This window comes from Pseudoalteromonas sp. NBT06-2 (assembly GCF_002276045.1).
GTDB lineage: Bacteria > Pseudomonadota > Gammaproteobacteria > Enterobacterales > Alteromonadaceae > Pseudoalteromonas.
Genome location: NZ_NQMR01000412.1, coordinates 1 through 553, shown reverse-complemented (window position 1 = coordinate 553; position 553 = coordinate 1). Strand labels below are relative to the sequence as shown.

The window sequence follows — 553 nt, the reverse complement described above, 5'->3', positions numbered from 1 at the left end:
GCATCACTTTGGGGGTATTTTGTGCGGTTACTTAATTATTCATCTTTTGAAATAAATTGCTTTTTAAACATTCCTGTTTCTTCCCTAATTTCAGCAATTTTTTTAAAAATTCCCTCAAGGCGAATCCAAATCAAAACTAACAAAACAACAATTGCTGCTAAAAAATATTCTATCGCAAATAAATCACTTTCCATTTTAATTCCCTTTTTTCCGTACAAACTTAGTTATTTTGATTCAGTAACCATTTACATTCATTGACAAAAAAGGTTCAGGAATTCTTGTTGATGTTTTATATCTATGTCACTGTTTAGTTTGATTTTAATAAAGAGTATAACTATGAAACTTAAATTAAATAAAAAGAAACTTAAAAACCTATCTAAAGATAACAAAACATTACCAGCTAATATGACGCCTAAAATTGCTGGCGGTGGTACCTTTCACACACTTACTATTCCTAGTGCATATATGGCTTGTGACAATGAGGTCCGTTAAGACATCATACGTTTAACTGTAAACGCGTAATTAGGCAGTGCGGCTAGTTATAATCAAAGTC

At 30.9% G+C, this 553-nt stretch carries 2 protein-coding genes; one reads left to right on the top strand and one right to left on the bottom strand.

Going from position 1 to position 553, the window contains the following annotated elements; all coding sequences use genetic code 11:
• Positions 1 to 35 precede the first annotated feature (35 nt).
• Positions 36 to 194 carry a hypothetical protein gene (locus tag CJF42_RS27980; protein ID WP_170940797.1) on the bottom strand — a complete coding sequence of 53 codons (159 nt, stop codon included), beginning with the start codon at positions 192 to 194 and terminating at the stop codon, positions 36 to 38.
• Between the two features lie 142 nt (positions 195 to 336).
• Between CJF42_RS27980 and CJF42_RS27975 the strand changes: the two genes are divergently transcribed.
• Positions 337 to 492 carry a hypothetical protein gene (locus CJF42_RS27975; protein WP_170940796.1) on the top strand — a complete coding sequence of 52 codons (156 nt, stop codon included), beginning with the start codon at positions 337 to 339 and terminating at the stop codon, positions 490 to 492.
• Positions 493 to 553 lie beyond the last annotated feature (61 nt).

Excerpts from the sequence above, each read along its gene's own strand:
- CJF42_RS27980 (WP_170940797.1), bottom strand. The coding sequence starts at position 194 with ATGGAAAGTGATTTATTTGCGATAGAATATTTTTTAGCAGCAATTGTT.
- CJF42_RS27975 (WP_170940796.1), top strand. The coding sequence starts at position 337 with ATGAAACTTAAATTAAATAAAAAGAAACTTAAAAACCTATCTAAAGAT.